This window comes from Pseudomonas sp. GYB4201, assembly GCF_056312595.1.
Genome location: NZ_JBWGIG010000001.1, coordinates 431,747 through 457,811, shown reverse-complemented (window position 1 = coordinate 457,811; position 26,065 = coordinate 431,747). Strand labels below are relative to the sequence as shown.

Here is a 26,065-nt window from a genome sequence, read left to right as displayed (position 1 = left end):
GGTGCTCAATGGCTCTATGATGGGGCTCGGAACCTGGAGAAAGCCCATGCCGTTGCCATCGTTCAAAGAGCAGTTCGCCGCGCTGATTGCCGCGCCCTCCGTGAGCTGCACCCAGGCCAGCCTCGACCAGTCGAACAAACCGGTGATCGACCTGCTGGCCAGTTGGCTGGGCGACCTGGGTTTCGCCTGCGACATCCGCGAGGTGTCGCCGGGCAAGTTCAACCTGCTGGCCAGCCGTGGCACCGGCCCTGGCGGCCTGGTGCTGTCGGGCCACAGCGACACGGTGCCCTACGACGAAAAACTCTGGCAGACCGACCCGCTCAAGCTCACCGAAGTGGATGGCCGCTGGGTAGGCCTGGGCAGCTGCGACATGAAGGGCTTCTTCGCGCTGATCATCGAGGCGGTGCTGCCGCTACTGGCCCATGACTTCAAGCAGCCGCTGCTGATCCTCGCCACCTGCGACGAGGAAAGCTCCATGGCCGGCGCCAAGGCCCTGGCCGCCGCCGGCTGGCCCCTGGGCCGCGCGGCGGTGATCGGCGAGCCTACCGGGCTCAAGCCGATCCGCCTGCACAAGGGCGTGATGATGGAGCGCATCGACATTCTCGGCCGCAGCGGCCATTCCTCCGACCCAAGCCTGGGCCACAGCGCCATGGAAGCCATGCACGGCGCCATCAGCGAACTGATGGGCCTGCGCAAGCAGTGGCAGGTGGAATACAACAACCCGCAGTTCAGCGTGCCGCAGCCTACCCTGAACTTCGGCTGCATCCATGGCGGCGACAACCCCAACCGCATCTGCGGCCAGTGTTCGCTGGAATTCGACCTGCGGCCGCTGCCGGGCATGGACCCCAAGGTGCTGCGCGCCGCCATTCGTCAGAAGCTCGAGCCCCTGGCCGAGCTGCACCAGGTGAAGATCGACTACGCGCCGCTGTTCAGCGAAGTGCCGCCCTTCGAGCAGGCTGCCGACAGCGAACTGGTGCGGGTGGCCGAGCGCCTGACCGGCCACCGGGCGGAAGCGGTGGCATTCGGCACCGAAGCGCCTTATCTTCAGCGCCTGGGCTGCGAGACCCTGATTCTGGGGCCCGGCGACATCGCCTGCGCACACCAGCCGGGAGAATTCCTGGAAATGTCACGTCTTGAGCCCACAGTGCGTCTACTACGTCAGTTGATTGAACATTACTGCCTGCAGCCGGCCTAAACGGCTGCCGTGCCCATTCGTATTGCAAGAGAGGAGAGCCCGCGTGTTGCCAAGCCTGTTACGACGATAACCAGCAGCCAGCTGTGCGTTCCCACGTTGCTCGTCCACTCTTCCACAGGCTTTTGAAGTTATGCCCGAATACGTCAATTGGCTCCGTCACGCGTCTCCCTACATCAACGCCCACCGCGACTGCACCTTCGTGGTGATGCTGCCCGGCGATGGCATCGACCATCCCAACTTCGGCAACATCGTCCATGACCTGGTGCTGCTGCACAGCCTGGGCGTGCGCCTGGTGCTGGTGTACGGCTCGCGCCCGCAAATTGAAAGCCGCCTGGCCGCCCGTGGCCTGACCCCGCACTACCACCGCGGCCTGCGCATCACTGATGCTGCCACCCTGGAGTGCGTGGTCGACGCCGTCGGCGCCCTGCGCATCGCCATCGAAGCGCGCCTGTCCATGGACATGGCTTCCTCGCCCATGCAAGGCGCCCGCCTGCGCGTGGCCGGCGGCAACCTGGTAACCGGCCGCCCGATCGGCGTGGTCGAAGGCATTGATTACCACCACACCGGCGAAGTGCGCCGCGTCGACCGCAAGGGCATCAACCGCCTGCTGGACGAGCGCTCCATCGTGCTGCTGCCGCCACTGGGCTACTCGCCTACTGGCGAGGTGTTCAACATTGCCTGCGAAGACGTGGCCATGAGCGCCGCCATCGAGTTGGGTGCCGATAAGCTGCTGCTGTTCGGCGCTGATCGCGGCCTGATCGACGCCAATGGCAAGCTGGTGCGTGAGCTGCGCCCACAGCAGGTGCCCGCGCACCTGGAGCGCCTGGGCATGGAAAACTACCAGGCCGAACTGCTCGATGCCGCCGCCCAGGCGTGCAAGGGCGGCGTGGGCCGCAGCCACATCGTCAGCTATGCCGAGAACGGCGCGCTGCTCACCGAGCTGTTCACCCGCGACGGTGGCGGCACCCTGGTGGCCCAGGAGCAGTTCGAGCAGGTGCGCGAGGCGGCGATTGAAGACGTTGGCGGCCTGCTGGACCTGATCAGCCCGCTGGAAGAGCAGGGCATCCTGGTACGCCGTTCCCGCGAGGTGCTGGAGCGTGAGATCGAGCAGTTCAGTGTGGTGGCGCGCGAAGGCATGATCATCGCCTGTGCGGCGCTGTACCCCATTGCCGACTCCGAAGCCGGCGAGCTGGCGTGCCTGGCGGTGAACCCCGAATACCGCCATGGCGGCCGTGGCGACGAGTTGCTGGAGCGCATCGAGCACCGTGCGCGGGAGATGGGCCTGAAGACCCTGTTCGTGCTGACGACCCGCACCGCCCACTGGTTCCGCGAGCGTGGCTTCGAGCCAAGCGGTGTGGAGCGCCTGCCGGCGGCGCGGGCGTCGCTGTACAACTACCAGCGAAACTCGAAAATCTTCGAAAAAGCGCTCTAAAGCTATCGCGGCCAAGGCCGGCTCCTACGCTGATCGTCGTAGGAGCCGGCCTTGGCCGCGATGGGCACGACGCGTTATATCAGTTGCTGATACCCAGGATGCTCGCCTGGTACGAGCCCACGAAGGTGTCGAAATCGCCCACCTCGGTCTGCTCCAGCTCCGCCTGCTGGGCGATGGACTTGCGTGCCATATCCTCGAACTTCGCCTGCTCTTCCACGCTCAAGGCCTGGCTGCGGAAGAATTCCGCGTGCACCTGGCTCTGGCGCAGGGAGAACTGCGCGAAGCTTTCCTTGTGTTCAGCCATGCTCGCCAGCACCTGCGCCGACGGCGTCAGCGATGGGTCGCTGACCTTGGCGCGCTGGGCGGCCAGGGCCTTGGCGTGTTCGTCGCTGCCGTGGCTTTCGTCCAGCAGTTCTGCCAGCGGCGCGATCTGGTCCAGCAGCTCGGCGGCCCATTGCTTGAGCTCCACCGGCTGGCCGTCACGTACCAGCTGCAGGCCTGGCTTGCGGCCTTCCTTGACCACGCTGAGGAAGTTGTTGGTGGCGCCGCCGCATTCGTTGCTTTCCAGCAGCGGGCTGTCCTGCAGGGCGCAGTACAGCAGGAACGCATCGAGGAAGCGCGCCTCGGGCAGGTCGATGCCGGTCGGCAGGAAAGGGTTGATGTCCAGGCAGCGCACTTCCACGTATTGCACGCCGCGGGCCATCAGCGCCTGGATCGGCCGTTCGCCGGTGTAGGTCACGCGCTTGGGGCGAATGTTGGAGTAGTACTCGTTCTCGATCTGCAGGATGTTGGTGTTCAACTGCACCCACTCGCCATCCTTGTGAGTGCCGATCTCCACGTACGGCGCGTACGGCGTGGCCACGGCCTTGCGCAGGCTGTCGGTGTAGCTGGCCAGGTCGTTGTAGCACGGCGTCAGGCCGGCCTGGGCATTGCTCTGGTAGCCCAGGTCGCTCATGCGCAGGCTGGTGGCGTACGGCAGGTACAGGGTGTCGGCGTCCAGCTGTTCCAACTGGTGGCCGCGGCCACGCAGGAAACCGGCGTCCAGGGCCGGCGAGGCACCGAACAGGTACATCAGCAGCCAGCTGTAGCGGCGGAAGTTGCGGATCAGCGCGATGTAGGCCGAGGACTGGTAGTCGCGGTCGCTTTCAACGGCGCCTTCGGCTTCGCGCAGCAGTGGCCACAGCTGCTCGGGCAGCGAGAAGTTGTAGTGGATGCCGGCGATGCACTGCATGGTGCGGCCGTAGCGCAGGGCCAGGCCCTGGCGGTAGACGTACTTGAGCTGGCCGATGTTCGAGGTGCCGTAGTAGGCGATCGGAATGTCTTCCTCGGCCGGCAGCGGGCAGGGCATCGAAGGGCTCCAGAGGAACTCGTTGCCCAGCTTGGAATAGGCGAAGCGGTGGATTTTCTCCAGGCTTTGCAGGGTCTGCGCCGGGTCGGCCAGGGCTGGGGTAATGAACTCCAGCAGCGACTCGGAGTAGTCCGTGGTGATCTGCTCGTTGGTCAGGGCAGCGCCCAGGGCCTCGGGGTGCGGCGTCTGTGCCAGACGGCCCTGGGCAGTGACGCGCAGGCATTCGCGCTCGATGCCGTGCAGGCAATGCTCAAGCAGGGTCAGGTTGGCACGCTCGCGCAGAAGGCGCAGGCGGCGGTTGAGAATTTCGCTCAAGTTGGATTCCTTCACGCGTCAGTCGCCCCAATATGGGGGTAGAGTTGACGGTCTACAAGGGTGACGAAAGGAACCGGCGTTGTCGCCTGGTACAGTTATTGGTGTCAGATTTTTCGCCTGACGTTCCATTTGTATCCAGCGAGTCGATTCCGGCACCGCATACGCAGTGCCGAAATTAACCCATTCAGGATACAAACCGCTAGAGAACCACGAAGGTCCCCTGCGCTTTTGCCATCAGTTTGTCGCCCTGAAGCACTTCGGCGTCGACCACCAGGGTGCGACGGCCGCCGTGGACGATGCGGGCGACGCACAGCACCTCGCCCTCGGCCACCGGGCGCATATAGTTGATCTTGCATTCCAGCGTCACGCTCTGCTGGTCGAAGCCGTGATGGCTGGAGCACGCCAGGCCCATGGTGATGTCCACCAGGCTGAACAGCGCGCCGCCATGCATCACCTGGCCGCGGTTGCGCAGGTGCGGCTCCAGCGCCAGGGCCACCTGCGCCTCGCCTTTTTCAAGGCTGTGCAGGCGGCACCCCAGCAGCTGGCTGAAGGCGCTGTGGACCAGCGCTTCAGGGATGTCCATCAGCGTTTCTTCAGCTGCTTGGCGTTGGCGAACAGCGAGGCCATGGCGTTGTTGGCCGGGGCTGCCGCAGGCTCTTTCGCACGTGCAGGCGCGCCTTGCTGGCGTGGCGCCGCGCCCGGGCGGCTGCCACGGGCACCGTCGACTTTCTCGCCCGGGGTGTCGCTCATGCGCATCGACAGGCCCACGCGCTTGCGGGGAATGTCGACTTCCATGACCTTGACCTTGACCACGTCGCCGGCCTTCACCGCTTCACGCGGGTCCTTGATGAACTTCTCGGACAGCGCCGAGATGTGCACCAGGCCGTCCTGGTGCACGCCGATATCGACGAAGGCACCGAAGTTGGTCACGTTGGTCACCACGCCTTCGAGGATCATGCCCGGCTGCAGGTCCTTCAGGTCTTCCACACCTTCCTGGAACTCGGCGGTCTTGAACTCGGGGCGCGGGTCGCGGCCCGGCTTGTCCAGTTCCTGGAGGATGTCGGTGACGGTAGGCAGGCCGAAGGTTTCATCGGTGAACTTCTTCGGGTCCAGGCGCTTGAGGAAGCCGCTGTCGCCGATCAGCGAGCGGATGTCGCGGTCGGTCTCGGCGGCGATGCGCTGCACCAGTGGGTAGGCTTCGGGGTGGACCGCCGAGGCGTCCAGCGGGTTGTCGCCGTTCATCACGCGCAGGAAGCCTGCGGCCTGCTCGAAGGTTTTCTCGCCCAGGCGGCTGACTTTCTTCAGCGCGGCGCGGGTCTTGAAGGCACCGTGCTCGTCGCGGTGGGCAACGATGTTCTGCGCCAGGGTGCTGTTGAGGCCCGAGATGCGCGCCAGCAGCGCCACCGAGGCGGTGTTGACGTCGACGCCCACGGCGTTCACGCAGTCCTCGACCACGGCATCCAGGCCACGCGCCAGTTTCAGCTGCGAGACGTCATGCTGGTACTGGCCGACGCCGATGGATTTCGGGTCGATCTTCACCAGCTCGGCCAGCGGGTCCTGCAGGCGGCGGGCAATGGACACGGCGCCACGGATGGACACGTCGAGGTCGGGGAATTCCTTGGCGGCCAGTTCCGAGGCCGAGTACACCGAAGCGCCGGCTTCGGAAACCATGACCTTGGTCATTTTCAGGCCTGGGTACTTTTTGATCAGTTCTGCGGCCAGCTTGTCGGTCTCACGGCTGGCGGTGCCGTTGCCGATGGCAATCAGGTCCACCGAGTGCTTGGCGCACAGGGCGGCCAGCACGGCGAGGGTCTGGTCCCATTTGTTGTGCGGCACGTGCGGGTACACGGTGGCGGTGTCCAGCAGCTTGCCGGTGGCATCGACCACGGCGACCTTGCAGCCGGTGCGCAGGCCCGGGTCCAGGCCCAGGGTGGCGCGCGGGCCGGCTGGCGCGGCCAGCAGCAGGTCGTGCAGGTTGTGGGCAAAGACGTTGATAGCCTCGGCCTCGGCGCCATCGCGCAGCTCGCCGAACAGGTCGGTCTCCAGGTGGGTGTACAGCTTGACCTTCCAGGTCCAGCGCACCACCTCGCCCAGCCACTTGTCGGCAGGGCGGTTCTGGTTTTTCAGCTCGAAATGTTCGCCGATCATCATCTCGCACGGGTGCAGGGTGCCCGGCAGCTCCTCGCCCACCTTCAGGGTGGAGCTGAGCACGCCCTCGTTGCGGCCACGGAAAATGGCCAGGGCGCGGTGCGACGGCATGCTCTTGAGCGGCTCGTCGTGTTCGAAGTAGTCGCGGAACTTGGCGCCTTCCTCTTCCTTGCCAGCGACCACGCGGGCGCTGAGGGTGGCTTCCTGCTTGAGGAAGTTGCGCAGCTTGTCCAGCAGGCGGGCGTCTTCGGCGAAGCGCTCCATCAGGATGTACTTGGCGCCTTCCAGGGCCGCCTTGGTGTCGGCCACGCCTTTTTCGGCGTTGACGAAGCGCGCGGCCTCGGTTTCCGGGGCCAGCATCGGGTCGGCCAGCAGGCCATCGGCCAGCTCGCCGAGGCCGGCTTCCAGGGCGATCTGGCCCTTGGTGCGGCGCTTCTGCTTATAAGGCAGGTACAGGTCTTCGAGGCGGGTCTTGGTGTCGGCCAGGTTGATGTCGCGGGCCAGTTCGGGGGTCAGCTTGCCTTGTTCCTCGATGCTGGCCAGGATGCTGGCGCGGCGATCGTCGAGTTCGCGCAGGTAGCGCAGGCGCTCTTCCAGGTTACGCAGTTGGGTGTCGTCCAGGCTGCCGGTCACTTCTTTACGGTAGCGGGCGATAAAAGGCACCGTCGAGCCTTCATCCAGAAGTGCCACGGCCGCTTCGACCTGTTGCGGGCGTACGCCGAGTTCTGCGGCGATGCGGCTGTTGATGCTGTCCATGAGACCACCTGAGCAATTGTGAATGCAGAGCCGCCGGCCGGGGCTGGCGAACAGGACTGCCGGGCGCGCCCGGCATAAAAGGGGCGCATTATAACCAGCGATGCCGGCTTGGGGGATGCTGGCAAAATCACCTGTCGGCGCGTCTGTAATGGCAACCCAGGTAAAATCTGCTAACAATGCACACAGCACACTGATTCGGCACCTGCGCCATAATACGTGCCGAGATCACAGGAGTAAGCCATGAGCAGTACTGCACAAGCACCAAAGATTCTGATTGTTGACGACGATCAGGTCATCCGGGATCGGCTGGTGCGCTTCCTCACCGAAAACACCGACTTCAACGTCCGCGCCGTGGGCGACACCAAGGAAATGGACCGGCTGCTGGCCCGTGAGTCCTATAACCTGGTGGTCATGGACCTGATGCTGCCCGGTGAGGATGGCCTCACGGCCGCCGCGCGCCTGCGCCGCGAGAAGGTCAACCCGATCCCGGTGATCATGCTCACCGCCAAGGGTGACGACCAGGACCGCATCGCCGGCCTGGAACACTGCGACGACTACCTGGGCAAGCCGTTCAACCCGCGTGAACTGGTTGCCCGCATCAAGGCCGTGCTGTTCCGCCGCGTGGCCCCGGTGCCCGGCGCGCCCGCCAGCGAGGACGAAGTGGTCACCTTCGGCGACTATTCGCTGTCGCTGGCCACCCGCGAACTCAAGCGCGGCGACCAGGTGAACATGCTCACCACCGGCGAGTTCGCCGTGCTCAAGGCGCTGGTCATGCATGCCCGCGAGCCGCTGACCCGCGACAAGCTGATGAACCTGGCCCGCGGCCGCGAGTGGGATGCCCTGGAGCGTTCAATCGACGTGCAGATCTCGCGCCTGCGGCGCATGATCGAGCCCGACCCGTCCAAGCCGCGCTATATCCAGACCGTCTGGGGCGTGGGTTACGTCTTCGTGCCGGACGGCAAGAGCAAGTGACGGGGCATTTGTAGGAGCGGGCCGCGAAGGCTCGCCATCCGCAATCAGTGCGAGCGGTGCTCGTTCCTGCAAGTTTTATGGCTGCTGTATATGAAGACCCCCGTTTGGTTCCCCCAGAGTTTCTTTGCCCGCACGTTGTGGTTGGTGCTGGCTGTCGTGCTGTTCTCCAAGGCCCTCACCCTGGTTTATCTATTGATGAACGAGGACGTGCTGGTGGACCGCCAGTACAGCCACGGCGTGGCACTCACCCTTCGGGCCTACTGGGCGGCCGATGAAGATGACCGCGAGCGCATCGCCGATGCCGCCGGCCTGATCCGGGTGGTGGGTGGCGGGGTGCCCGAGGGCGAGCAGCATTGGCCCTACAGCGAGATCTACCAGCGCCAGATGCAGGCCGAGCTGGGCGCCGACACCGAGGTACGCTTGCGCGTGCATGCGCCGCCGGCGCTGTGGGTACGTGCGCCCAGCCTGGGCGCGGGCTGGTTGAAGGTGCCGCTGTACCCGCACCCGCTGCGTGGGCAGAAAATCTGGAGCGTGCTGGGCTGGTTCCTGGCCATCGGCCTGCTGTCCACCGCGTCGGCGTGGATCTTCGTGCGCCAGCTCAGCCAGCCGCTCAAGCGGCTGGTGTTCGCGGCGCGTCAACTGGGCCAGGGCCGCAGCGTACGCCTGCCGATCAGCGATACCCCCAGCGAGATGACCGAGGTTTACCGCGCGTTCAACCAGATGGCCGAGGATGTGGAACAGGCCGGGCGCGAGCGCGAACTGATGCTGGCCGGGGTGTCCCACGACCTGCGCACGCCCCTGACCCGCCTGCGGCTGTCCACCGAGTTCATGGACCCGTCCAGCGACCTGGCCGCCGACATGCAGCGCGATATCGAGGACATGGACGCCATTCTCGACCAGTTCCTGGCGTTTATCCGCGATGGGCGCGATGAGGCCATCGTCGAGGTCGACCTCGCGCAACTGGTGGAAGAGACCGTGGCGCCGTTCAACCAGCCCCAGGAGCGCGTGCGCCTGTGCCTGGAACCGATCCCGCCGTTCCCGTTGCGGCGTATTTCCATGAAGCGCTTGCTCACCAACCTGATCGGCAATGCGCTGCATCATGCCGGCGATGGCGTGGAAGTGGCGGCCTACGTGTCGGGCGACAACAGCGCGCCGTACGTGGTATTGAGCGTGCTGGACCGTGGCACGGGCATTCCCGAGGACGAACTGGCGAGTATCTTCGACCCGTTCATTCGCGGTGACCGCGCCCGCAGCGGCAAGGGCACTGGCCTGGGCCTGGCGATCGTCAAGCGCATTGCCGCCATGCATGGCGGCAACGTGGAGCTGCGCAACCGCTCGGGCGGCGGCCTGGAAGCACGGGTGCGGCTGCCGCTAGGGCTGATGCTGCCCCGCGACGCGGTCTGAGTTCGGCGCTCGGACGCGGCCTGCGGCCGCTGCTACGGGAAGCGCACACCACCCCACGCATCGCGACTAAAGTCGGCTCCTACTCTGTTCGTGGTAGGAGCCGGCCTTGGCCGCGATGCAGGCGACGCGATGGGGTATCCGCATTCGCGTAGCAGCTGCCGAAGGCTGCGTCCGGTCAGCCCTTACCCTTGGTACGCGTAAGGTTCGGCCCGCCGTTCTTTTCCAGGTGTTCGATGATCATCCCGGCCACGTCCTTGCCGGTGGTCACCTCGATACCTTCAAGGCCTGGCGAAGAGTTCACCTCCATCACCAGCGGCCCGTGGTTGGAGCGCAGGATGTCCACGCCCGCCACGCTCAGGCCCATGACCTTGGCAGCGCGGATGGCGGTCATGCGCTCCTCGGGGGTGATCTTGATCAGGCTGGCGCTGCCGCCGCGGTGCAGGTTGGAGCGGAACTCACCGGGCTTGGCCTGGCGTTTCATCGAGGCAATCACCTTGTCGCCCACCACGAAGCAGCGAATGTCGGCGCCGCCGGCTTCCTTGATGTACTCCTGCACCATGATGTTCTGCTTCAGGCCCATGAAGGCCTCGATCACCGACTCGGCGGCCTTGGTGGTCTCGCATAGCACCACGCCGATGCCCTGGGTGCCTTCCAGCACCTTGATCACCAGCGGGGCGCCGTTGACCATCTGGATCAAGTCGGGAATGTCGTCAGGGGAGTGGGCGAAGCCGGTCACCGGCAGGCCAATGCCGCGGCGCGACAGCAGCTGCAGGGAGCGCAGCTTGTCCCGGGAGCGGGCGATGGCCACCGATTCGTTCAGCGGGAACACGCCCATCATTTCGAACTGGCGCAACACCGCGCAGCCGTAGAAAGTCACCGAGGCACCGATGCGCGGGATCACCGCATCGAAGCCTTCCAGCGGTTTGCCGCGGTAGTGGATCTGCGGCTTGTGGCTGGCGATGTTCATGTAGGCGCGCAGGGTGTCGATCACTACCATTTCGTGCCCGCGCGCGACCCCGGCTTCAACCAGGCGGCGGGTGGAATACAGACGCGGGTTCCGCGACAGCACAGCGATCTTCATGCAACACCTGTGGAAGAGGTAGTAGAGGCCGGAAAAGCCGGCTTGTCTTGAACGTAGGTAACGCCTGGGTTGACCACCAACTGGCCATGCACCAGGGCCTTGGAGCCCAGCAGCAGGCGGTAGCGCATGGCCTTGCGGCAGGCCAGGGTGAACTCGACCTGCCAGATCCGATCGCCCAGCGCCAGGGTGGTGCGGATGACGTAGCGGGTCTGGGCGTGGCCGTTGGAGCTTTTGATGGTCTTCATCGCCACCAGCGGCGCTTCGCAGCGCCGGTGACGCAGTTGCACCACCGAGCCCAGGTGCGCGTTGAAGCGCACCCATTGCTCGCCATCACGCTCGAACGGTTCTATCTCCGTGGCGTGCAGGCTGGAGGTGCTGGCACCGGTATCGATCTTGGCGCGCAGGCCGGCAACTCCCAGGTCGGGAAGCGCCACCCACTCGCGCAGGCCGATAACGGTCAAATGATCAAATGTCTTCAATGGGGCAACCGAGGGTAAAAGGTTTCTGATCGCAGCATAGCCGCCGTGGGGCGGCCGCGGAACGACCCGTCTCGCAAAGCGCGGTATTCACGCAGAAACCGGCGCAAATGGCGATAGATATTGAGTGGCAAGCTGAAGATTTCGTTCATCTGCACGGTCCTGTTGGCGATCCATTGCCGGAGCCTGGACTTTAAGCCCAGAGCGTCTGACCTTGCATCCGACAGGCACGGTAGTACAGTTCCATTAAATTCCTGAGTCGAGGGTTTGCTGTGGCACAAAAACAGGAAGAAGACGACAAGGTTCGTCTGGATAAATGGTTGTGGGCGGCGCGGTTCTACAAGACGCGCGCCCTGGCCAAGGCCGCCATCGAGAGTGGCAAGGTGCATTGCCGTGGCGAGCGCTGCAAGCCGGGCAAGGAGCCCAGGGTAGGTGATGAATTCCAGCTGCGGACCGGCTTCGACGAGCGGACCGTGGTGGTGAAGGCGCTGTCGGTGGTGCGCAAGGGTGCGCCCGAGGCTCAGCTACTCTATGAAGAGACGCCACAGAGCGTGGCCAAGCGCGAGGAAGCGGCGCAGTTGCGCAAGGCTGGCTCGCTGGGCGTGACCACCGATGGGCGGCCGACCAAGAAACAGCGTCGGCAGCTCCATCAGTTTCACAGTGAGTCCTAGGCGCTGACCACGCTCAGGCACTTGAACAGCGGCAGGCGCTGCAGCACGCGGAACAGCGGTTGGGTCACGCGCAGCAGCCAGCCCGAGATACCGGCGGCGAACGGCGTGTAGTAGCCCCAGCCCAGCGCCAGCAGGGCCATGGCCACGCCGCCGATGTAGTCATCCTGGCCCCAGTGGGCGCCAGCGACCAGGCGCGGCATTGAAAACAGCAGCACCAGGCCCCAAATCACCAGGTACTGGCCGAAGCGGCGGGCGAAGATGCTCATGAACATGCCCCAGATCAGCAGCACGGAGGCGTGGTCACCCGGGAAGCTCTGGTTCGAACCGTCCTTGAGCTCCAGGTGCGAGTCGATGTGCGGGTACAGGTCGCTCAGGCGGATGGCATCGCTCAGCACCAGCGATGGGCTGTGATGTTGCCAGCCCATGGCGTCGCAGACCTTGTCGAACAGGGCGCGAATCACCAGCAGCAGTACCAGCATCGACACGAAGGCCAGGGTGGCCCGGCGGGTGTGAATGGCCTCGATCACCCAATTGCCACGGATCAGCAGCGACAGCAGGATCAGCCCGACAATGATGTCGAACGGGCGCATGCTCGACACGGCCCAGATCGAACGCCACACCACGTGGTCGGCCAGGGGCTGGTTGAGCAGGTGGAACAGCCATTCGTCGAAAGATGTGAATAGCGCGTGGCCGGCTGGCAGCAACCACAGCCCGATCAGCCCGAACGCGATTAGATTACATAGCAGAAGGCCTCGTACGTTCCACCTTGCTTGGAACAGTGCGGGTTTGTTCATAAGATACCTCTATGTCAGACAGAGCGATCCGCACCAGGCTGGTGCTCTAAAACGGGCTTTTATAGGCCCTTGTAAACATCTTGTCACTATTATCAGATACCCAGACTCCTATGCACGACACACCGGATACCGATTACACCCAACGTTTCATCTTCGACGAATGCGACATTCGTGGTGAGATGGTTTCGCTTGAGCGCAGCTACGCCGAAGTGCTGGCCAAGCATCCCTACCCGGAACCGGTTGCCCAGTTGCTGGGTGAATTCATGGCTGCCGCCGCGTTGCTGGTCGGTACCCTGAAGTTCGACGGCCTGCTGATTCTGCAGGCGCGCTCCGAAGGCCCGGTGCCGCTGTTGATGATCGAATGCTCCAGCGAGCGCGACATCCGCGGCCTGGCGCGTTACGAAGCCGACGCCATCAACCCGGGCGCCACCCTGGCCGACCTGATGCCCAACGGCATGCTGGCCATGACCGTAGACCCAAACAAGGGCCAGCGCTACCAGGGCATCGTCGAACTGGACGGCGCCGACCTGTCGGAATGCTTCACCAACTACTTCAAGATCTCCGAGCAACTGGGCACGCGCTTCTGGCTCAACGCCAACGGTTCGCGCGCCCGCGGCATGCTGCTGCAGCAACTGCCGGCCGACAAACTCAAGGACGCCGAAGAGCGCGAGGCCAGCTGGCAGGACGCAACCGTGCTGGCCGGCACCCTCACCGCCGAGGAACTGCTGGGCCTGGACAACGAGACCATCCTGCACCGCCTGTACCACGACCAGGCCGTGCGCCTGTTCGACGTGCAACCCCTGCGCTTCCGCTGCAGCTGCTCGCGCGAGCGTTCTTCCCGCGCGCTGGTCAGCCTCGGCGAAGCCGATGCCCAGGCCCTGGTGGCCGAGCGTGGCGGCGTGATCGAGATCGATTGCCAGTTTTGTAGCCAACGCTATCTCTTTGATAGCACTGAAGTTACACAGCTTTTCGCCGGCGGTGGTCTTGAAGTGCCGTCAGATACCCGTCACTGAAACGTTTAAGTAGAACCAGATCGCGTAAGTGCCGCCGGGTTGCCGCCGTTTCGACAGGAGGCCTCTACTATTTCCGGACGTTTCTGGCATAATCCGGCCCACTTTTAGAGCTGTAGTAGTTTTTTTGTCTCTACTACAAAACGTTTGGAGTACTCGGCCCTGGGCCGACGGGGAACCTCATGACGCAAGCTAATAACACCGTGTACACCGATCTGAGCATCGATGAGCTGGTACAAGAAGCCCTGAAGCGCGGTGAAGGCGAGCTTGCCGATACTGGCGCGCTGGTCGTGAAAACAGGTCACCGTACCGGTCGTTCGCCGGTTGACCGTTTCATCGTTGAAGAATCCTCCACCCAGGACGCAATCGCCTGGGGCCCAATCAACCGCAAGTTCCCGGCCGACAAGTTCGACGCCCTGTGGGACCGCGTTGCCGCCTACCTGGGCGAGCGCGAGCGGTTTGTCTCCCACGTTCACGTAGGCTCTGACGAAGCGCACTACCTGGCCGTCAAGATGACCACCGAGACTGCCTGGCACAACCTGTTCGGCCGTTGCCTGTTCATCAACCCGGAACACTACAACCCGGGCGCCAAGCAGGAATGGCAGGTCATGAACGCCCCTTGGTTCGTGTGCGAACCAGAGCGTGATGGCACCAATTCCGACGGTACCGTGATCATCAATTTCGCGGCCAAGAAAGTCCTGATCGCCGGCATGCGCTACGCCGGTGAAATGAAGAAAGCCATGTTCTCGGTGCAGAACTTCCTGCTGCCGGCTGCCGACGTGCTGCCAATGCACTGCGCGGCCAACATGGGTGAAGAGGGCGACGTGACCCTGTTCTTCGGCCTGTCGGGCACCGGCAAGACCACCCTGTCGGCTGACGAAAGCCGCTACCTGATCGGCGACGACGAGCACGGTTGGGGCGAAGGCGTTGTCTTCAACATCGAAGGCGGCTGCTACGCCAAGTGCATCGACCTGTCCGAGAAGAACGAGCCGGTCATCTGGAAAGCCATCCAGCACGGCGCCGTCCTGGAGAACGTGGTCCTGGACCCGGTCACCAAGAAAGCCGACTACGCCGATGACAGCCTGACCCAGAACAGCCGCGCCGCCTACCCGCGCGAGCTGATCGAGAAGCGCGCGCCGAAAAACCTCGGTGGCGAGCCGAACGCCGTCATATTCCTGACCTGCGACCTGACCGGCGTGCTGCCGCCAGTGTCCATCCTCAGCGAAGAGCAGGCTGCCTACCACTTCCTGTCGGGCTACACCGCGCTGGTGGGTTCGACCGAAATGGGCTCGGGCGCCGGCATCAAGTCGACCTTCTCCACCTGCTTCGGCGCGCCGTTCTTCCCGCGCCCGGCTGGCGAGTACGCCGAACTGCTGATCAAGCGTATCCGTGGCTTCAACTCCAAGGTCTACCTGGTCAACACCGGCTGGACCGGCGGTGGCTACGGCGTTGGCAAGCGCTTCAACATCCCGACCACTCGTGGCGTGATCGCGGCCATCCAGAGCGGCGCGCTGATCGGTGCCGAGACCGAGCACCTGGGCACCATCAACCTGGACGTGCCGAAGGCCGTACCGGGCGTGGATACCGTGCTGCTGAACCCACGCAACACCTGGGCTGATCAAGCCGCTTACGACGAAGCAGCCAAAGGCCTGGCCAAGCTGTTCATCGAGAACTTCAAGAAGTTCGACGTCAGCGACGCCATCCGCACCGCCGGTCCACAGCTGTAATAGCTGCCCGACCCGAAAAAGCCGCCCCCCGGGGCGGCTTTTTCATGCCTGTACGACAGACTTCTAGCCGCTGCCGGCAGGCTGCGCTGGGCCTGATGGTCACAGGAGAACTTCAGCGGACGTGCGGGCCAGCGCAGCCTGTCGGCAGCGGCTACGGGCGTTCAGAGTCGCGAAGCCGCATCCAGGTCCATCAACCCCTGCCCATAAGCCTCGCTGTTGGCATAGATCCCGCGCTTGTTGGCCGTGCTCAGCAACAAGTCCCTTAACTGCTGTGGACTCTTGTCCGGATAGCGGCTCTGCAGCCCCGCCAACGCACCGGCCACCAACGCCACCGCCGGCGAGGTACCCGCGGTCTCGACGAACCTGCCGTCCTTGCCCGTGGTCAGCAACCCTGCGCCGGCATCGCCGCCCGGCACGGCAATGCACCAGGCCCGCGCCACCCCGCAGTAATTGGACTTGGCATTGATGGCCGTGCCGTCGGCTTTCAACGCCACCACGGCCAGCCAGCCTTTCTCCAGCTCCGGCATGGCCAGCGGCAACCCTGGCTCGGCCAATGGTTCGCGCTTGAGTTCATTGCCCGTGGGGAACACGAATACCGCGCCTTTGGCCACCAGTTCGCGGGCGCCAAGCAGCGACGCTTCCATGATCTGCTTGTAGCGCGCCTCGGTAATCTCCGACGCCGGCACCGCGTTCGCCCAGGAGTTGCTGAGGATGCGCGCGCCCTTGTCGAAGGCGAAGCGCCAGGACTTGGCGATTTCCTCGTCAAAATAGAACGGCTCGTTGTCATCGCCGAAGCGCAGGGGCACCAGTTGGGCCCGGTAGGCAATGCCGTGCATGCCTTGGGCGTCCTTGTTGGCCGCCAGCACGCCGGCCATTTGCGTGCCATGGCCGACCCGGTCGATGGTGCCGCTTTGCTTGGCCACGTAGTCGTAGCCCGGGTCGGCGATGCGCCCGGTGAACGAGGGCAGGTCCAGGTTCAGGCCCGAGTCGATCAGGCCGACGATCACCCCCTCGCCAGTGCCGCCGCGGGCATACAGGGCTGACGCCTTGACCACTGCCAGCGCCGGCTGGGCGGCGTATTCCGGGGTTTCGAACGCCTTGCGTTCAACGGCAGCGGCGGTGGCGGTGAAACCCAGCAACAGGGCGGGAAACAGCAAGGCGAGGCGAGGGCGAAGAAGACGGTGTGCGTCCTGCATGGGAAGCTCCAGGGATAGAAAAACAAGGCACCCACTATCGGCATTTCACCCCGCCGTTGCATGGCGGTACTGTTTCCAGGTGTTTGATGAATTCAGCCGCTGAATAAGCCTCATCACACGAATAAAGTTCAAAACCGGGCCGTGCTGTTCTATGGTTTGGGGATTGCCCAGCTACCTTCATCAGAGGATCTGCCATGAGCCAAAGCACCTACGACATCCAGCGCGCCGCCGTTATCGGGGCCGGAACCATGGGCCGGGGCATTGTGATGTGCCTGGCCGCCGCCGGCATCCAGGTGAAATGGATGGACAGCAACCCGCAGATGCTCAACCAGGCGCTGGAGATCGTGGGTCACACCTGGGCACACAATGTCGAGCAGGGGCGCATCGATGCCGCCGAGTCGGCGCGGCGCCTGGCGCGCATCGCCAAGGTTGCCGACTACCCGGCCATCTTCGACGTCGACCTGGTGATCGAGGCGGTGTACGAAAACCTCGAGCTCAAGCAGCAGATCTTCCGCGAGCTGGACCGCGTACTGAAGCCCGGCGCCATCCTGGCCAGCAACACCTCGGCGCTGGACATCGACGCCATTGCCTCGGCCACCAGCCGCCCCGAGCAGGTGCTGGGCCTGCACTTCTTCAGCCCCGCGCACATCATGAAGCTGCTGGAGGTGGTGCGCGGCGCCAAGACCTCGCCCGAGGTGCTGCAGGCGGGCCTGGCCCTGGGCGACCGCATGGGCAAGGTCAGCGTGGTCTCGGGCAACTGCCACGGCTTCATCGGCAACCGCATGTTGCACCCTTACGCCAAGGAAGCGCGGATGATGCTGCTCGAAGGCTCGCTACCGTTTGAAGTGGACTCGGCGCTGCAGGGCTTCGGCTTCGCCATGGGGCCGTTCCGCATGTACGACGTGGTCGGCATCGACCTGGAATGGCGCGCGCGGCAGTTGTCTGGCCAGGGCATGAACGAGCCCGAGGTGCAGATCGACAACCGCCTGTGTGAAATGGGCCGTTTCGGCCAGAAAAGCGGCGATGGCTACTACCACTACGAACAGGACAGCCGCCAGGCCGAGCACGACGACGAGGTCGACGCCCTGGTGATCGGCGTCAGCCACGGCATGGGCTACGACCGCCGGGCCATCGGCGCCGAGGAAATCGTCGACCGCTGCGTGCTGGCGCTGGTTAACGAAGGCGCGAAGATTCTGCAGGAAGGCATCGCCCAGTCCGCCCACGACATCGACCTGGTGTACCTCAACGGCTACGGCTTCCCCAAGGAAGGCGGTGGCCCCATGGCCTGGGCCGACAAGCAGGGCCTGGCCGAGATCGAACGGCGCCTGCTGGAGTTCAAGGGGCGTTTCGGCGAGCATTGGCAGCCGGCTGAACTGATCAGCCGGCTGGCCCGCGAGGGCGGTACTTTTGCACAGGCGACCCACGGATGAATGAAGCAATGCCCCAGCGCGAGGATTACCGGCACTTCCAGCCGATCACCACGCGCTGGCACGACAACGACGTGTATGGGCACGTCAACAACGTCACCTACTACAGCTTTTTCGACACGGCGGTGAACACCTACCTGATCGAACAGGGCGGCCTGGATATTCACGACGGCGGGGTGGTGGGCTTTGTGGTGAGCTCGTCCTGCGACTACTTCGCGTCCATCGCCTTCCCCGAGCGCATCGAGATCGGCCTGCGCGTGGGCAAGCTGGGCAACAGTTCGGTGCAGTACGAGTTGGCGGTGTTCAAGGCGGGCGAGGCGGACGCCTGCGCGGCGGGGCGTTTCGTGCATGTGTTCGTGGACCGCGCCAGCAACCAGCCGGTGCCGATCCCGCCGGCGCTGCGCGACGCCCTGCAACGCCTGGCTTGACTCAATAACGCGTCGCCTGCATCGCGACTAAAGCCGGCTCCTACGCTGATCGTGGTAGGAGCAGACTTCAGTCGCGATTCAGGCGACGCCGTTTTAGCGGCGGTGCCAGTGGCGACGGTCGTGGTGGTCCCAGCGACGGTCGTGGCCACGGTAGTGACGGCGGTCGTCGTAGCCGCGGCTGTGGGCCTCGCGGTTGCTTTCATTGCCCATGTAGTTGCCCAGCGCGCCACCGGCGCCACCGCCGGCTGCTGCGCCGATCAGGCCGCCAGTGCTGCCGCCCATGCTGTGGCCCAGCACGTTGCCGCCTGCGGCACCCAGGCCACCGCCAATGGCGGCTTGGCCACGGCTGTGCTTGTTGGCGCCCACGGCCGCGCCACCGGCGCCACCCAGGCCGGCGCCGATGGCAGCGCCGGTGCTGCCACCCAGTTGCTGGCCGACGGCTGCGCCCAGCACCCCACCCAATGCGCCACCAATACCTGCTTCTGCAGTGCCGCCAGCGGAGGCGAAGCCGCTGACCAGGCTCAGGGACAACAAGAGAATCGAGGTGTACTTCATAGACAAAGTCTCAGTGGAATGACGGCGCGATCCTGAGGCTCTGTAAGCAAGCTGACAACATGAAACCGACGAATAACACGACTTGTACACAATTTAACAAGTCATTGTTTTCATGATGAAACTTTATGAATTTCGGCCGGTCATATGTACTTCGGGGAGGCCTTTTCAGCAGTGAAAAGGCCTTTTTTGTTGGTTTTGCTACATGACTTTCCTGAAGCATACCGCAGTGTTCAAGCCTTCGAAACGCTGTACACCCGCGGGCCGCTTTTCTGCGGAAGATGAATCAGGTTCAAGTTGTGCCGGCGCGCCCACTGCACCGCCAGGCCAGTGGGAGAAGACAGGCTGACCAAGGTCTGGATGCCCGCCCGCAGCACCTTCTGAATCAGTTCCAGGCTGCAGCGGCTGGTGACAATCGCCAGGCCGCCGCTGGTGGCCACCTGCTGGCGGATCAAGGCGCCGATCAGCTTGTCCAGCGCGTTGTGGCGGCCAATGTCCTCGCGGCCCATCAGCAGTTCGCCCTCGGCATTCATGAACAGCGCCGCGTGCACGGCGCCGCAGTGCTGGCCCAGCGGCTGGAATGCGCTGATGCGCTGGCGCAGGCCGTCCAGCCACTGTGCCGGGGGCAGGGCGCCGCCGGCCAGCACCTTGAGTTCAGGCAGCGCCTGTTCCACCGCTTCCACGCCGCACAGGCCGCAGCCACTGGTGCCGGCCAGTTGGCGGCGCTGGTCCTTGAGGTTCCAGAACGCCCGGCTGGAAATTTCCACCTCGGCCTGCTGCGCCGAGCCGCAACCACTGAGCTTGAGGTCGTAGATGTCGTCCGCGGAGCTGATGATGCCGCTGCCGATGCTGAAGCCGACGATGAAGTCTTCGAGGTCCGTGGGGCTGACCAGCATCACCGCCTGGCTGATGCCGTTGTAGGCGATGGCCAGGGCCACCTCTTCGGCCAGCGCGGTGTCGGCGGTTTCGTGCAGGTCGAGGCTCTGGTAGCTGTAGGTCAGGCTGGCCGGTTGCAGGGTGTCCATGGAGGCGTACCGCTTGAGTGTGTGGGGAAAGCCTAGGCTTGGGCGGCTTTAGCGTCTAATTGTTAAGGGCAATCCGGTGATCGATGAGGTCGATGGTGGTGCGTTTGACGCGGCCTTGAGGCCGCTGCTACAGGGGGAGGCGGCGTTACCGAACCCGTAGCAGCTGCCGAAGGCTGCGTCCGGCGGGATTACAACCCCGGCAACAATTCGCGGTAATCGTCCACTGCGGCGAATTCTTCGGTGTCCTTGCGGCCCTTGCGGCTGTCCGGCTCGCGCACCGCCAACAGGTGACCGACGCCAAAGGCGCGGGCGCTGCGCAGGATGGGCAGGGTATCGTCGATGAACAGGCTGCGCGCCGGGTCGAAGCCGATGTCGTCCTGCAAGGCGCTCCAGAAGTTCTGGCTCTCCTTGGGGAAGCCGTAGTCATGGGAGCTGATCAGCCGCTCGAAATACGGCGCCAGCGCCACACGCTCAAGCTTCACCGACAGCGAGTCGCGGTGGGCATTGGTGATCAGGATGACGCGCTTGCCGGCCTGGCGCACGGCGGCCAGGAACGTATCGGCATGAGGGCGCATGGCGATCAGATGCGCCGTTTCCAGCTTCAGTTCGCGCACCGGCAGGCGCAGCTCGTTGCTCCAGAAATCCAGGCAGTACCAGTTCAGGGTGCCGGCGTTGCGCTCGAACAGCGGGCGCATTTCCAGCTCCGCCATGGCGCGGCTCACGCCGTGGGTCTCGGCATAGCGTTGGGGCAAATGCTCCAACCAGAAGTGATTATCGTAATGCAGGTCCAGCAGGGTGCCGTCCATGTCCAGGAGGACGGTGTCGATATCGCGCCAGGTTATGGAATGCATACGAAAGATTCTCAAGCAGTGGTTGGACAAGAATGGCCTGTGCTGCGCCAAGCCACGGTATAGTAACCCGTTCACGCCAAGGAGCCGCCCCATGCGCCAGAAACCCACCGTACTCGCCCGCGAAATAGTCGCCAGTAGCCGTTTGTTCCGGGTCGAGGAGGTGCAGCTGCGGTTCGCCAACGGCGTGGAGCGCACCTATGAGCGCCTGGTGGGGCGCGGCAACGGCTACGGCGCGGTGATGATCGTGGCCATGGTCGACGCCGAGCACGCGGTGTTGGTGGAAGAATACTGTGGTGGCACCGACGCCTACGAGCTGTCGCTGCCCAAGGGCCTGATCGAGCCGGGCGAGGACGTGCTGGCCGCAGCCAACCGCGAGCTCAAGGAAGAAGCCGGCTTTGGTGCGCACCAGTTGGAGCACCTCACCGAGCTGTCGCTGTCGCCCGGCTACATGAGCCAGAAAATCCAGGTGGTGCTGGCCACCGACCTGTATGAAGAACGCCTGGAGGGCGACGAGCCCGAGCCCATGCGCGTCGACCAGATCAACCTGCGCGAGCTGTCCACCCTGGCCACCCACCCCCAATTTTCCGAGGGCCGCGCGCTGGCCGCGCTGTACCTGGCCCGTGACCTGCTGATCCAGCGTGGAGCCTTTACCCTATGACCTATCCTCATCCGCTGTTGCCGGGCGTCATCGCGCTGGCCCACCAGGCTGGCGAGGCGATCCTGCCGTTCTGGCGCGCCGATGTGGCGGTGACCGCCAAGGCTGACGAGTCGCCGGTGACCGCGGCGGACCTGGCCGCCCACCATGTGATCGTCGCCGGGCTGACCGCGCTGGATGCCTCGATCCCGATCCTGTCGGAAGAAGACTGCGGCATCTCCCTGGCCGAGCGCCAGGGCTGGACGCGCTGGTGGCTGGTGGACCCGCTGGACGGCACCAAGGAATTCATCGCCGGCAGCGAGGAATTCACCGTCAACATCGCCCTTATCGAGCAAGGCCAGGTGGTGTTCGGCGTGGTGTCCACGCCCACCAACGGCAGCTGCTACTACGGCGGCGCCGGCCTGGGCGCCTGGCGTGCGCGTGCGGGCGAAGCGCCCGAGGCGATCCGGGTGCGCACCCAGCCACCGGCGGGTGAAGCCTTTACCGTGGTGGCCAGCCGGCGCCATTCCAGCCCTGATCAAGAGCGCCTGCTGACGGGCCTGGCGGCAAGCCTGGGCGAGCTGGCGCTGGCCAATGTCGGCAGTTCGTTGAAGTTCTGCCTGCTGGCCGAAGGCGCCGCCGACTGCTACCCGCGCCTGGCGCCGACGTCGCAGTGGGACACTGCCGCCGCCCAGGGCGTGCTGGAAGGCGCGGGTGGCGAGGTGCTGGATGTGGAGGGGCAGCCGTTCACTTACCCTGCGCGCGAGTCGCTGCTCAATACCTTCTTCCTGGCGTTGCCGGCTGCGGCGCCGTGGCGTGAGACGCTGTTGCGGCTGGCGCGTATCTGATGGTTTTGTGGTGCCTGGGGACGCGGCCTGCGGCCGCTGCTACGCACGCGGCGTGCACATTATTCCGCGTAGCAGCTGCCGAAGGCTGCGTCATCACCGGTGCAGCACGTACTGCCCGGTGAACTGCACCGCGGGTTGATTGCTGCCCTGGTTCACCACGATGGTGCGCAGCTCAAGCCGCGCGCGCCCGTGGCGGTGCCAGGTGGCCACGAAGCGTTTCCAGGCTTTTTCGTCTGGCGCCTCGCACACCGCCTCGGCATCACCGGTCACCGGTAGCGGATAGCTGATCTGGCCTTCCTGGATCACGATATGCCCGCCCTCGATGCCTGCCTCGCGCAGGCGCAGGTGCAGCCAGCCCCAGCCTGCCAGCACGGCGCCACAGTAGAGGCTGCCGCCGAACATGGTGCTCTTGTGGTTGACGTTGGGGGCCAGCGGCAGGTGCAGGCGCAAGGTCGAGCCTTGCCAGCTGCGGACTTCCATGCCCATTTCCCGGGTCAGGGGAATATCGCCGTGCAGCACGGCTTGTAGTTCAGTGCAGTCCTGGTTCATGTTCATGCCTCGCCCTCATCGCCAGCGGCGAAGTTCAAGCCGTGCTTGCGCAGTTTGTCGTGCAGGGTCTTGCGCGGTACCCCCAGGGCTTCGGCCAGGCTGCGCAGCGAGCCGTGGGGCCTGGCCATTTCCGCGGCAATCAGCGCGCGTTCAAAGTTTTCCACCTGCTCGCTGAGGTTGCCGGTCATCGGCACTTGCTGGGCGGCTGGCGCGGGCGCGCTGTTGTCCAGCTCAAGGTCCAGCCCCAGGGCGAAGCGTTCGGCGGCGTTCTGCAGTTCGCGCACGTTGCCCGGCCAGCTGTGGCGCAGCAACAGCGCGCGCTCGCCAGGCAACAGCTGGTTGGGCAGCAGGCCATGGCGCTCGCTGGCGGCGGTGGCGAAGTGCTCGAACAGCACCAGTGCATCTTCGCCGCGCTCGCGCAGGGCCGGAATGCGCAGCGAGGCTACGTTCAGGCGGTAGTAGAGGTCGGCGCGGAAGCGCCCCTGGTCGGCAGCCTGGCGCAGGTCTTCCTTGGTGGCGGCGATGATGCGGATGTCCAGCGCGATCAGCTGGTTGCCGCCCAGGCGTTCCACCACGCGCTCCTGCAGCAGGCGCAGCAGCTTGACCTGCACGTCCAGGCTCATGCTCTCGATTTCATCGAGGAACAGCGTGCCGCCGTTGGCGAATTCGAACTTGCCGATGCGGCGTTTCTGCGCGCCGGTGAAGGCGCCGGGCTCGTGGCCGAACAGCTCGCTTTCCACCACCGACTCGGCCAGGGCCCCGGCGTTGATGGCCACGAACGGGCCATTGCGGCGGCTGGACAGGTCGTGCAGCGCACGCGCCACCACTTCCTTGCCCGCGCCGGTCTCGCCCAGAATCAACACGTCGGCCTTGGTCGGCGCCAGCGCGCCGATCTGTTCGCGCAGGCGCAGCATGGACGGGGATTGCCCCAGCAGCCGCGCGCTCAGGGCGTGGCGGTCGCTGAGGGCCAGGCGCAGGCTGCGGTTGTCCAGTACCAGGCGGCGCAGGGCCAGGGCGCGGCGCACGCTGTCCAGCAGGGCGTCGCTGGCGAAAGGTTTTTCCAGGAAGTCGTAGGCGCCGGCGCGCATGGCCTGCACCGCCAGCGGCACATCGCCGTGGCCGGTGATCAGCAGCACCGGCAGCTCGGCGTCCTGGGCATGCAACTGCTGCAACAACTCCAGGCCATCGAGGCCCGGCATGCGGATGTCGCTGACGATCACCCCCGGCCAGTCACGTTCGATGCGTTCGGCCAGGCCATTGGCGTCGGCCAGGGGCAGGATCTTCAGGCCGGCCAGGTCCAGGGTCTGGCTCAGGGCCTGGCGCAGGTGCGGATCATCGTCCACCAGCACCACCTGGGTCTGGCTGTCGATGGCGGGGGCCGTGCTCATGCGGAAGGGTCCTCGGGTGGTTGCAGGTTGACGCCGGGTGGTGCGCTGCGCAGGCGCAGGGTCAGCAGTGCGCCGCCCTGGGGGTGGTTGGCCAGCAGCAGTTCGCCGCCCAGCGCCCGCATCAGGGTATCGCAGATGGCCAGCCCCAGGCCAAGGCCCTGGGTGCGGGTCTTGGTGGTGAAGAAGGGTTCGCGGGCGCGGGCCATGGACTCACGGGTAAAGCCGGGGCCGTTGTCGCGAATCAGCAGTTCCACGCCGTCGGCGGTCTGCTCGGCGCTGATCCACAGGCAGCGGGGCGTGGCTTTTTCGGTCAGGGCATCGAGGGCGTTGGCCAGCAGGTTGCTCAGCACCTGGCGCAGCCGCGTTTCACCGGCCTGCACCCACAATGGCGCATCGGGCAGGTCGCGGAACAGCTCCACCGCCATGGCTCGCCGGCGCTTGGCCAACAGCGCCAGGGCATCATCCAGGGCGGGCTGCAGGGCCACGCTTTCCAACGCATGGCGGTCGCGGCGGGCGAAGGCGCGCAGGTGGGCGATGATCGAGGCCATGCGCCCGGTCAGCTCGCCAATCAGCTTGAGGTTGCCGCGGGCGTCTTCGGTGCGCTGGTGGTCCAGCAGCACTTCGGCGTTCTCGGCGTAGCTGCGGATGGCCGCCAGCGGCTGGTTGAGTTCGTGGCTGATGCTGGCCGACATGGTGCCCAGCACCGACAGCTTGCCGGCCTGCACCACTTCGTCCTGCACGCGCACCAGCTCCTGCTGGGCCTGCTCGCGTTCCAGCACTTCCTGGCGCAGGCGGCTGTTGAGCGCCTCCAGGTCGCGGGTCCGCTCGCTCACCCGTACCTCCAGTTCACCCCGGGCCTTGGCTTCGAAGGCGATGCGGTCAAGGTAGTTGCGCCGGCGCTGCATCATCAGGCCCAGCAACAGCATCAGCACCAGCAGGGCCGCGCCGCCGATGGCCAGCACCGTGCGCACCGGGCGGTCGACCAGCGCCCGCGGCGCGAGGATGCTGGCGTTCCAGCCGGTCTCGGCAATGGGATGGGTTTGCATCAGCCAGGCCTTGTCGCCCAGGCTCAGGGGCTGCGGCTCTTGGGTGGGATAGGGTTGGATGGAAGCGATGGCCTGGTGTTCCTCGTCCGTCAGCGGCCGGGTGGCGCGGAAACGCCATTCGGGGTTGGAGGTCAGGATCACCACGCCGTGCTGGTCTGTCAGCATCAGCTGTTCGGGGGTGTTGCCCCACAGGTTCTCGGTGTGGTCCAGGTCGACCTTGACCACCAGCGCGCCCACCACCTTGTCGCCCTCGTGCACGGCGGCGGCGAAGAAGTAGCCGCGCTTGCCCGAGGTGGTGCCCATGCCGAAGAAACGGCCCAGGCGCCCGGCGATGGCGTCGCTGTAGTAAGGCCTGAAGGCAAAGTTGCGGCCCACGAAGCTGTCTTTCTTCTCCCAGTTGGACGCTGCCAGGGTGTTGCCGCTGGGGTCCAGCAGGTACATCACCTCGGCGCCGGTCTGTTCGCTGATGTCCTTGAGCAGCCGGTTGGCGTGCTCCACCACCTGCGGGTTGCCCGGCTCGGCCAGGGTGGCGCGCAACGACGGCAGGTCGCCCAGGATCTGCGGCAAGGTTTCATAGCGGTGCAGGGTGCCCAGCAGGTTGGCCACGTACAGGTCCAGGGTCTGCCGGTTCTGGCTCGCCAGTTCGCTGCGGTAATAGCGTTCGGCAAGGTGCTGCAACGGCCATAGCAGCGGGGCCAGGCACAGGGCCAGCAAGGCGAGGCTGCGCCAACGGGGGCGGCGGGGAAGCGAGGGAGTCATGTCAGGAACAAATGCGCCGGAGGGTGTCCGGCG

24 protein-coding genes are annotated in these 26,065 nt (G+C 65.1%); 11 read left to right on the top strand and 13 right to left on the bottom strand.

Going from position 1 to position 26,065, the window contains the following annotated elements; translation table 11 throughout:
• Positions 1 to 46 precede the first annotated feature (46 nt).
• Positions 47 to 1,195: an acetylornithine deacetylase gene (argE, locus tag AC0Z2B_RS02060; RefSeq protein WP_473005091.1), complete on the top strand. Its 1,149-nt coding sequence runs from the start codon at positions 47 to 49 to the stop codon at positions 1,193 to 1,195.
• A 130-nt stretch (positions 1,196 to 1,325) separates the two neighbouring features.
• Positions 1,326 to 2,627 (top strand): amino-acid N-acetyltransferase, encoded by a 1,302-nt coding sequence (gene argA, locus AC0Z2B_RS02055; RefSeq protein WP_416421925.1) that lies wholly within the window; start codon positions 1,326 to 1,328, stop codon positions 2,625 to 2,627.
• Positions 2,628 to 2,706: 79 nt separating this feature from the next.
• Here argA and gshA read toward each other — a convergent pair whose 3' ends face one another.
• From gshA to AC0Z2B_RS02040, 3 genes are all read right to left on the bottom strand, one after another.
• The gene (gene gshA, locus AC0Z2B_RS02050) at positions 2,707 to 4,290 is read right to left on the bottom strand and encodes a glutamate--cysteine ligase (RefSeq protein WP_476294913.1); all 1,584 of its coding nucleotides are present in this window, start codon (positions 4,288 to 4,290) and stop codon (positions 2,707 to 2,709) included.
• Between the two features lie 199 nt (positions 4,291 to 4,489).
• Complete coding sequence (locus tag AC0Z2B_RS02045; protein WP_416421927.1) at positions 4,490 to 4,873, bottom strand: PaaI family thioesterase; 384 nt, start codon at positions 4,871 to 4,873, stop codon at positions 4,490 to 4,492.
• Entirely contained in the window at positions 4,873 to 7,194 is a 2,322-nt protein-coding gene (locus tag AC0Z2B_RS02040) for a Tex-like N-terminal domain-containing protein (protein WP_473005093.1), read from the bottom strand. Before AC0Z2B_RS02040 ends, AC0Z2B_RS02045 begins: the two co-directional genes overlap by 1 nt.
• Positions 7,195 to 7,434: 240 nt before the next feature.
• Between AC0Z2B_RS02040 and ompR the strand changes: the two genes are divergently transcribed.
• Together ompR and AC0Z2B_RS02030 are read left to right on the top strand one after the other, a co-directional pair.
• Positions 7,435 to 8,166 (top strand): osmolarity response regulator transcription factor OmpR, encoded by a 732-nt coding sequence (gene ompR / locus AC0Z2B_RS02035; RefSeq protein WP_416421929.1) that lies wholly within the window; start codon positions 7,435 to 7,437, stop codon positions 8,164 to 8,166.
• 90 nt (positions 8,167 to 8,256) lie between these two features.
• Entirely contained in the window at positions 8,257 to 9,570 is a 1,314-nt protein-coding gene (locus AC0Z2B_RS02030; protein ID WP_416421930.1) for an ATP-binding protein, read from the top strand.
• A gap of 175 nt (positions 9,571 to 9,745) precedes the next feature.
• Here the strand turns inward: AC0Z2B_RS02030 and rimK are convergent, their stop codons facing one another.
• Both rimK and rimB read right to left on the bottom strand, forming a co-directional pair.
• Positions 9,746 to 10,651, bottom strand: a complete 906-nt coding sequence (gene rimK / locus AC0Z2B_RS02025) for a 30S ribosomal protein S6--L-glutamate ligase (protein WP_008372889.1) — start codon at positions 10,649 to 10,651, stop codon at positions 9,746 to 9,748.
• Positions 10,648 to 11,130 carry a retropepsin-like aspartic endopeptidase RimB gene (gene rimB / locus AC0Z2B_RS02020; protein WP_416421931.1) on the bottom strand — a complete coding sequence of 161 codons (483 nt, stop codon included), beginning with the start codon at positions 11,128 to 11,130 and terminating at the stop codon, positions 10,648 to 10,650. The genes rimK and rimB overlap by 4 nt, the downstream gene beginning before the upstream one ends.
• A 269-nt stretch (positions 11,131 to 11,399) precedes the next feature.
• On the opposite strand from rimB, the gene AC0Z2B_RS02015 reads away from it, so the two are divergent.
• A complete protein-coding gene (locus AC0Z2B_RS02015) occupies positions 11,400 to 11,798 on the top strand; it encodes an RNA-binding S4 domain-containing protein (RefSeq protein WP_416421932.1) in 399 nt (132 codons plus the stop codon).
• Here the strand turns inward: AC0Z2B_RS02015 and AC0Z2B_RS02010 are convergent.
• The gene (locus tag AC0Z2B_RS02010; protein ID WP_473005094.1) at positions 11,795 to 12,592 is read right to left on the bottom strand and encodes a phosphatase PAP2 family protein; all 798 of its coding nucleotides are present in this window, start codon (positions 12,590 to 12,592) and stop codon (positions 11,795 to 11,797) included. The two genes, AC0Z2B_RS02015 and AC0Z2B_RS02010, sit on opposite strands and share 4 nt — an antisense overlap.
• A gap of 110 nt (positions 12,593 to 12,702) precedes the next feature.
• Between AC0Z2B_RS02010 and hslO the strand changes: the two genes are divergently transcribed.
• Together hslO and AC0Z2B_RS02000 are read left to right on the top strand one after the other, a co-directional pair.
• On the top strand, positions 12,703 to 13,605 hold the full coding sequence (gene hslO, locus AC0Z2B_RS02005; protein WP_416421934.1) for an Hsp33 family molecular chaperone HslO: 903 nt from the start codon (positions 12,703 to 12,705) through the stop codon (positions 13,603 to 13,605).
• Positions 13,606 to 13,784: 179 nt separating this feature from the next.
• Positions 13,785 to 15,329, top strand: a complete 1,545-nt coding sequence (locus AC0Z2B_RS02000) for a phosphoenolpyruvate carboxykinase (RefSeq protein WP_416421935.1) — start codon at positions 13,785 to 13,787, stop codon at positions 15,327 to 15,329.
• 161 nt (positions 15,330 to 15,490) lie between these two features.
• Here AC0Z2B_RS02000 and AC0Z2B_RS01995 read toward each other — a convergent pair whose 3' ends face one another.
• A complete protein-coding gene (locus tag AC0Z2B_RS01995; protein ID WP_476294912.1) occupies positions 15,491 to 16,525 on the bottom strand; it encodes a S8 family peptidase in 1,035 nt (344 codons plus the stop codon).
• A gap of 194 nt (positions 16,526 to 16,719) precedes the next feature.
• On the opposite strand from AC0Z2B_RS01995, the gene AC0Z2B_RS01990 reads away from it, so the two are divergent.
• A complete protein-coding gene (locus tag AC0Z2B_RS01990) occupies positions 16,720 to 17,955 on the top strand; it encodes a 3-hydroxyacyl-CoA dehydrogenase (protein WP_476294911.1) in 1,236 nt (411 codons plus the stop codon).
• Positions 17,952 to 18,380, top strand: a complete 429-nt coding sequence (locus AC0Z2B_RS01985; protein WP_476294910.1) for an acyl-CoA thioesterase — start codon at positions 17,952 to 17,954, stop codon at positions 18,378 to 18,380. Before AC0Z2B_RS01990 ends, AC0Z2B_RS01985 begins: the two co-directional genes overlap by 4 nt.
• 93 nt (positions 18,381 to 18,473) lie before the next feature.
• Here the strand turns inward: AC0Z2B_RS01985 and AC0Z2B_RS01980 are convergent, their stop codons facing one another.
• From AC0Z2B_RS01980 to yrfG, 3 genes are all read right to left on the bottom strand, one after another.
• The gene (locus AC0Z2B_RS01980) at positions 18,474 to 18,935 is read right to left on the bottom strand and encodes a glycine zipper domain-containing protein (RefSeq protein WP_416421939.1); all 462 of its coding nucleotides are present in this window, start codon (positions 18,933 to 18,935) and stop codon (positions 18,474 to 18,476) included.
• Between the two features lie 230 nt (positions 18,936 to 19,165).
• A complete protein-coding gene (gene fdhD / locus AC0Z2B_RS01975) occupies positions 19,166 to 19,957 on the bottom strand; it encodes a formate dehydrogenase accessory sulfurtransferase FdhD (RefSeq protein ID WP_473005096.1) in 792 nt (263 codons plus the stop codon).
• 188 nt (positions 19,958 to 20,145) lie between these two features.
• A complete protein-coding gene (gene yrfG / locus AC0Z2B_RS01970; RefSeq protein ID WP_476294909.1) occupies positions 20,146 to 20,808 on the bottom strand; it encodes a GMP/IMP nucleotidase in 663 nt (220 codons plus the stop codon).
• A 91-nt stretch (positions 20,809 to 20,899) separates the two neighbouring features.
• On the opposite strand from yrfG, the gene nudE reads away from it, so the two are divergent.
• Together nudE and cysQ are read left to right on the top strand one after the other, a co-directional pair.
• Positions 20,900 to 21,466: an ADP compounds hydrolase NudE gene (gene nudE / locus AC0Z2B_RS01965; RefSeq protein ID WP_476294908.1), complete on the top strand. Its 567-nt coding sequence runs from the start codon at positions 20,900 to 20,902 to the stop codon at positions 21,464 to 21,466.
• On the top strand, positions 21,463 to 22,290 hold the full coding sequence (cysQ, locus tag AC0Z2B_RS01960; RefSeq protein ID WP_476294907.1) for a 3'(2'),5'-bisphosphate nucleotidase CysQ: 828 nt from the start codon (positions 21,463 to 21,465) through the stop codon (positions 22,288 to 22,290). Before nudE ends, cysQ begins: the two co-directional genes overlap by 4 nt.
• A gap of 93 nt (positions 22,291 to 22,383) precedes the next feature.
• Here cysQ and AC0Z2B_RS01955 read toward each other — a convergent pair whose 3' ends face one another.
• The 3 genes from AC0Z2B_RS01955 to AC0Z2B_RS01945 are packed head-to-tail and all read right to left on the bottom strand — an operon-like array spanning position 22,384 to position 26,032.
• The gene (locus tag AC0Z2B_RS01955; protein WP_476294926.1) at positions 22,384 to 22,839 is read right to left on the bottom strand and encodes a YiiD C-terminal domain-containing protein; all 456 of its coding nucleotides are present in this window, start codon (positions 22,837 to 22,839) and stop codon (positions 22,384 to 22,386) included.
• A gap of 2 nt (positions 22,840 to 22,841) precedes the next feature.
• Positions 22,842 to 24,227 carry a sigma-54-dependent transcriptional regulator gene (locus AC0Z2B_RS01950; protein WP_476294906.1) on the bottom strand — a complete coding sequence of 462 codons (1,386 nt, stop codon included), beginning with the start codon at positions 24,225 to 24,227 and terminating at the stop codon, positions 22,842 to 22,844.
• On the bottom strand, positions 24,224 to 26,032 hold the full coding sequence (locus AC0Z2B_RS01945) for a sensor histidine kinase (RefSeq protein ID WP_476294905.1): 1,809 nt from the start codon (positions 26,030 to 26,032) through the stop codon (positions 24,224 to 24,226). The genes AC0Z2B_RS01950 and AC0Z2B_RS01945 overlap by 4 nt, the downstream gene beginning before the upstream one ends.
• Between the last annotated feature and the right edge of the window lie 33 nt (positions 26,033 to 26,065).